The organism is Winogradskyella sp. (genome assembly GCF_013213975.1).
In the GTDB taxonomy this organism is placed as follows: domain Bacteria; phylum Bacteroidota; class Bacteroidia; order Flavobacteriales; family Flavobacteriaceae; genus Winogradskyella.
Genome location: NZ_JABSST010000117.1, coordinates 1 through 6,430 on the forward strand (window position 1 = coordinate 1; position 6,430 = coordinate 6,430).

Genomic DNA, 6,430 nt, shown 5'->3' on the forward strand with positions numbered 1-6,430 from the left:
TTTCCAATAAATTACAGAATGGTATTAAAACCTATTTATAAAATTGTTGAGTTAAGAGAATCCTCTAATGCTTTCGCAGCGGGATTAAGGGAAGAGGATATTATTATTCGTATAAATGGTAAGGAAGTTTACGATTATAAGTTACTTGAGATTAATAGAATTTTCCACGGCAAAACAGGCAAAAGCAATAAAGCTTAGAGTTGATCGATATGTGCAAAACCTTACCTACAGATTTAGATTGGATAATGCCTTCAAAAAAAATGAGCGCTCATTTTGAGCGCTCATTTTTTTTGAATCGTATAAATTGATTATTGCTCAATCATACTTTTATTTTTCTTTTCTAAAACGCTTGTTTTATCAGGGTCTATCACAAGGCCTTTAATTTTAAGTGCAACAGTTGGTGTTTCTGCATTGGAAATAACAGTAATTGTCTTTCTAATTGGATTTACTCTCTTCGTATCATACTTAACTTCGATTTCACCTGATTCGCCTGGCATAATTGGTTCTTTTGGTTTTTTTGGTACAGTACAGCCACAGGTAGATTTTACGCTAGAAATTATTAATGGTGCATTTCCAGTATTGGTAAATTCAAACGTTCTAACGCCATTTGCTCCTTTCTCAATTGTACCGTAATCAATAACTTCTGTTTTGAATTCTATCTTTGCTATTTTTTTTTCTTGAGCAAATGATCCAAAACTCATTAATCCTACAAATAAAATTGCTATAAAATTTTTCATCATTTTCATTTTAAATTGATACTATCAAAACTAGTTACTTTTTTATTCTCCTCAAAATTAATTAGATGTAATGCACTGTATTTAACAGTATTTAAGGTTTTTTGCATTACATTAATTCAGTAATAATTTTACACAAAAATAAATATAAGTACTTTTGTCAGTTACTTAGCAAAAACGATACCAAAACATGGACATCCCATCAAAATATAACGCATTGTCAGTAGAGAAAAAGTGGTATAACTACTGGATGGAAAATAATTATTTTCATTCTACCCCTGATGATCGAGAGCCTTACACCATTGTAATCCCCCCACCAAATGTTACCGGCGTGCTCCATATGGGTCATATGCTGAATAATACCATTCAGGATGTGTTAATTCGTCGTGCCAGACTGTTGGGTAAAAATGCGTGTTGGGTTCCTGGGACGGATCACGCTTCAATTGCAACTGAAGCCAAGGTTGTAGCAAAGTTAAAGTCAGAGGGTATTGATAAAAATGACCTTTCTAGAGACGAATTTTTGAAACATGCTTGGGATTGGACGGAAGAGTATGGTGGTGTAATTTTAGAGCAATTAAAAAAATTAGGTTGTTCATGCGATTGGGATAGAACCAAATTTACTATGGATGACGACATGTCAGAAGCCGTAATTAAAGTTTTTGTTGATTTATACAACAAAGGTCTTATATATAGAGGCTATCGCATGGTAAATTGGGACCCGGAAGCCAAGACGACTCTATCAGACGAAGAAGTTGAGTATATTGAAAAACAGGGGAAACTTTACTATGTAAATTATAAAATAGAAGGGTCTGATGAAACATTAACTATAGCCACCACTCGTCCAGAAACAATTCTTGGAGATACAGCTATTTGTATTAATCCTAATGATCCGAGACATACTAATCTTAAAGGAAAGAAAGCAATTGTTCCTATCTCTAACCGTATTGTTCCAATAATTGAAGATGACTATGTTGATGTTGAGTTTGGAACAGGTTGTTTAAAGGTAACGCCAGCACATGACGAAAACGATAAAGTCTTAGGTGATAAACATCAATTAGAAGTAATCGATATTTTTAATGAAGATGCTACGCTTAATAGCTTTGGCTTGCATTATGAAGGTCAAGACCGATTTGTAGTTAGAAAAGCGATTGTAAAAGAGTTGGAAGTGCTTGGTCAAATCCAGAAAATAGAAGATTACAATAATCGTGTTGGAATATCAGAGCGCACAAAAGCCATTATAGAGCCGCGTTTGAGTGATCAATGGTTTTTGAAAATGGAAGACTTAGTTAAACCAGCTATTAAAGCAGTTTTACAGGATGACGATGTTAAACTATTTCCTAAGAAGTTCGAAAATACATATCGTCATTGGATGGAGAATATTCGCGACTGGAATATTTCGAGGCAGTTACTCTGGGGGCAACAGATCCCAGCATACTATTACGGTGACGGTAAGGAAGACTTTGTAGTGGCCGAAAGTTTAGAAGACGCTTTGGTACTTGCAAAAGATAAATCCTCAAATCCAGCTCTAGAGCCATCAAACTTAACGCAAGATTCAGATGCTTTAGATACTTGGTTTAGTTCTTGGTTATGGCCAATGTCTGTTTTTGATGGTATACGTAATCCTGAAAACGAAGAGGTTAAATATTATTACCCAACTAATGACTTAGTTACGGGTCCTGATATTTTATTCTTTTGGGTTGCACGTATGATAATTGCTGGTTATGAATATAAAGACCAGAAACCATTTGAAAATGTATATCTCACAGGTTTAGTTAGAGATAAGCAGCGTCGTAAAATGTCTAAATCATTAGGTAATTCGCCAGATGCATTAAAGCTTATTGAAGAATATGGAGCTGATGGAGTACGTGTTGGATTATTACTGAGTTCTGCAGCAGGAAATGATTTGTTGTTTGATGAAGGGTTATGTCAACAAGGGAAACAATTTGCTAATAAAATCTGGAATGCCTTTAGATTAATAAAGGGTTGGGAAATTGATGACAGTTTGGAACAACCAAATTCAAGTAGTATAGCCGTTGAATGGTATGAAGCTAAGTTTCAAAAGGTGATGCTTGAAATTGAAGATCATTTTAGTAAATATCGACTTAGCGATGCCTTAATGGCCATGTATAAACTAATTTATGATGATTTTTGTGGTTGGTTTTTAGAAATGATTAAACCTGGCTACCAACAACCAATTGATGTAAAAACTTTAAATGCTGCTATTGCATTGTTGGAGGACAATCTAAAAATCCTTCATCCGTTTATGCCATTTTTAACTGAAGAGATTTGGCAATTAATCACCTCAAGAACCGCAAACGAGGCTTTAATAATTTCAAAATGGCCAACCTCGAAGGCTATTAATAAAGATCTAATTGATGAATTTGATTTTGTATCTGAAGTGATTTCTGGAATAAGAAATGTTAGAAAGCAGAAAAATATTGCCAATAAAGATGCCATAGGATTCTCTGTTGTCAATCATGAGAATGTGAAGCCAACATTTGATGAGGTCATAACAAAGATGGGTAATTTGGAAAGTTTTGAATATGTTACCGAAGCAGTAGATGGAGCTTTAACCTATCGTGTAAAATCTAATGAATATTTTATTCCGATGGAAGGTAACATTGATGTTGATGTTGAAATTAAGAAGCTGACGGATGAATTAAATTACACAGAAGGATTTCTGAAGTCTGTACAAAAGAAACTGTCAAATGAACGATTTGTAAATAATGCTCCAGAACAAGTTGTTGCCTCTGAGAAAAAGAAAGAAGCAGACGCTTTGGCTAAAATTGAAACTATTAAAGCTAGTTTAGCTAGTCTAAGCGTATAAACAGTTCTATGATCATCGTTGTGTTAGGAGTAAGTGGCTCTGGGAAATCTACTATATCAAAAGGATTATCTCAAGCACTAAATATTCCTTATTATGACGCTGACGACTTTCATCCCATATCCAATATTAATAAGATGTCAAGTGGTCAACCCTTAAATGATAAGGACCGAGAACCCTGGTTAGAAGAACTAGCTCAAAATTTGTCAAGATGGGCTGGAGAAAATGGTGCGGTCTTGGCCTGTTCTGCTCTAAAAGAAAAATATCGTAATTTGCTTATTACAAATTGTAAAGACAAAATTACTTGGGTGTATTTGAAAGGCGATTATGAGCTTATTAAATTAAGAATGGAATCACGTAAAGATCACTTTATGTCATCTCAAATGCTAACATCTCAGTTTGAAGCTTTAGAGGTTCCAAAATACGGAATACATGTCGACATTAGCGGGTCACCTGAAGCAATAATCACGTCAATTTTGGAAAGAATTTAAATATGGAATTATCAGCTTTTGGTGTTATTGGACTAGGAGTAATGGGATCTAGTCTAAGCTTAAATATTGCCGATAAAGGATTTTCTTTGTCTGTTTATAACAGAATAGCGCCAGGGGAAGAACATATGGTTTCAGACCTTTTAGATCGTAGGACTGATGCTATGAGTATACAAGGCTTTTCGGATTTGGAAGATTTTATAGCTTCTTTACAAAGACCACGTAAAATTCTAATAATGATCAAAGCAGGTAAAGCCTTAGATCATGTTATTGATGCTTTACTACCCTTACTTTTACAAGGCGATATAATTATTGATGGTGGGAATTCTCATTTTTCTGACACTAAACAGCGTTGCGAAAATTTACGTAAGAAAAATGTTCACTTTATAGGTTGTGGTGTGTCTGGAGGAGAAGAAGGAGCACTAAAAGGTCCATCCTTGATGGTTGGAGGTAATCATCAAGCTTATCAATCTATTTCTGAAGTTTTTGAAGCAATTGCTGGTAAAGATAAGAATGGACTTCCGTGCTGTACGTATGTTGGTCAAGATGGATCAGGACATTTCGTTAAAATGGTACATAATGGAATTGAATATGCAGAGATGCAATTACTGGCTGAGTTATATGCCTTATTGCGCGATTATTATTCTAACGTGGAAATTGCTGAACTTTTTAAAACCTGGAATCAGTCAGACTTAGGGGGTTACTTATTAGAAATCACTATTGACATCCTAACAAAAAAAGAAGGTGATGACTATATATTAGATACTATACTTGATAAGGCTGGTAATAAAGGAACGGGTTCGTGGTCTTCAAAAGTAGCATTAGATTTAGGATCTGTTAACACTATGATGGCTTCATCCGTTTTTGCGCGTTATGTGTCGTCCTTTAAATCAATGAGAGTTGCACTCTCGAAGAGCGCCAATAGGTTAAAGATTAAAAATGAATTTCAGATTGAAGCTTTAGAAAAGGCTTATCGATTTGCAAGAATAATAAATCATTATCAGGGATTTGCTCTCATAACAAATGGATCTCAGGAAAATTCATGGAGTGTTGATTGCTCTGAAGTCGCTAGGATTTGGACCAATGGATGTATTATTAGATCTGATTTTATGGAAGCTTCAATTGAGTATCTAAAAGATGGAAAAACATATTTTGAAGTCGATGATTTACGCAATCAACTGCGTGATGGTGAAGCGGATATAAAGTCATTATTGACTTTAGGATTGGAAAATAATGTAAGTGTAAATACCTTTTATAGTGCTTATGATTATTGGTTGTCTATGACATCTGAAAATTTGTCGGCTAATTTAATTCAGGCCCAACGTGATTACTTTGGTGCTCATACCTATCAGAAAAATGGCTATCCAGAAGATCAATACTTTCATACTAATTGGACAGAATAATGATTGATGTATCACTTATTGGCGCTGTTTTAGCTGGAGTCGTAGTTTTAATTGTTTTAATTCTAAGATTCAAAATTCAAGCATTTATAGCGTTATTAATAGCAAGTATTCTTGTTGGTATTTTATCTGGATTAGACCCAATGATTATTATCAAAACTGTTCAGGAAGGTATGGGAAGTACCTTAGGCTTTGTTGCAGTGGTTGTTGGTTTAGGTGCCATTTTTGGTGCGATTCTGGAACATTCTGGAGGTGCGGAGTCACTTGCAGTTTTTATGCTCAAAAAATTTGGAGAAAAACGATCCTCTTGGGCATTGATGCTTACCGGATTTATTGTTGCTATTCCAGTTTTTTTTGATGTGGCATTCATCATATTAGTACCTATGATTTATGCCTTACAACGCAAAACAGGGAAGTCTCTTTTGTTATATGGTATTCCCCTATTAGCAGGTCTTGCCATAACTCACAGTTTTATCCCTCCAACGCCAGGACCAATAGCAGTGGCAGATATTTTAACTGCAGATCTGGGTTGGGTAATTATGTTTGGGGTATTGGTAGGAATTCCAACAGCGATAGTTTGTGGTCCTTTATTTGGAAAATATATAGCAAAGCAGATTTTTGTTGAAGCACCAGAAGTTATAGAGACCGACTCAAAGACCATAAACCATCCCCCAGTGATGTCTATTATAGGAATTATATCAGTTCCTATTGTTTTGATTGTTTGTAATACAATTATTAATAGCCCATTAATAGCAGAAGATGCAGTACCATTGAAAGTAAAAGAGTGGGTGAGTATGATCGGTCACCCTTTTACAGCATTGATTATTGCAAACCTAATTGCTTGGTACAGTTTAGGCTTGAGAAGAGGATTTACAAGATCTAAATTGCTTGATATTAGCACAAAGTCCTTGGCTCCTGCTGGGGTAATTATTTTAATCACTGGTGCAGGCGGTGTATTTAAGCAAGTATTGGTAAATACTGGTA

Annotated in this window: 5 protein-coding genes and 1 pseudogene; 5 read left to right on the forward strand and 1 reads right to left on the reverse strand. The window is 35.0% G+C overall.

The features are described from left to right. A pseudogene (locus tag HRU49_RS13690) lies at window positions 1–198 on the forward strand (signaling protein); the annotation flags it as partial. Window positions 199–308: 110 nt separating this feature from the next. Here the strand turns inward: HRU49_RS13690 and HRU49_RS13695 are convergent. Continuing rightward, window positions 309–737, reverse strand: a complete 429-nt coding sequence (locus HRU49_RS13695; RefSeq protein ID WP_296358125.1) for a DUF1573 domain-containing protein — start codon at window positions 735–737, stop codon at window positions 309–311. 187 nt (window positions 738–924) lie between these two features. Here HRU49_RS13695 and HRU49_RS13700 point away from each other — a divergent pair, with 187 nt between their 5' ends. From HRU49_RS13700 to HRU49_RS13715, 4 genes are all read left to right on the forward strand, one after another. After that, window positions 925–3,561 carry a valine--tRNA ligase gene (locus HRU49_RS13700; protein WP_296358128.1) on the forward strand — a complete coding sequence of 879 codons (2,637 nt, stop codon included), beginning with the start codon at window positions 925–927 and terminating at the stop codon, window positions 3,559–3,561. Between the two features lie 8 nt (window positions 3,562–3,569). Next, on the forward strand, window positions 3,570–4,049 hold the full coding sequence (locus HRU49_RS13705) for a gluconokinase (RefSeq protein ID WP_296358131.1): 480 nt from the start codon (window positions 3,570–3,572) through the stop codon (window positions 4,047–4,049). A gap of 2 nt (window positions 4,050–4,051) precedes the next feature. Further along, window positions 4,052–5,449, forward strand: coding sequence for an NADP-dependent phosphogluconate dehydrogenase (gndA, locus tag HRU49_RS13710; protein ID WP_296358133.1), 1,398 nt, complete (start codon window positions 4,052–4,054; stop codon window positions 5,447–5,449). Continuing rightward, on the forward strand, window positions 5,449–6,430 hold a 982-nt coding region (locus HRU49_RS13715), incomplete at its 3' end, for a gluconate:H+ symporter (protein WP_296358135.1). The genes gndA and HRU49_RS13715, both read left to right, overlap by 1 nt.

What these genes read in the sequence shown, in the direction of transcription:
- HRU49_RS13705 (WP_296358131.1), top strand. Translation starts at nt 3,570, where the DNA reads ATGATCATCGTTGTGTTAGGAGTAAGTGGCTCTGGGAAATCTACTATA.
- HRU49_RS13695 (WP_296358125.1), bottom strand. Translation starts at nt 737, where the DNA reads ATGAAAAATTTTATAGCAATTTTATTTGTAGGATTAATGAGTTTTGGA.
- gndA (WP_296358133.1), top strand. Translation starts at nt 4,052, where the DNA reads ATGGAATTATCAGCTTTTGGTGTTATTGGACTAGGAGTAATGGGATCT.
- HRU49_RS13700 (WP_296358128.1), top strand. Translation starts at nt 925, where the DNA reads ATGGACATCCCATCAAAATATAACGCATTGTCAGTAGAGAAAAAGTGG.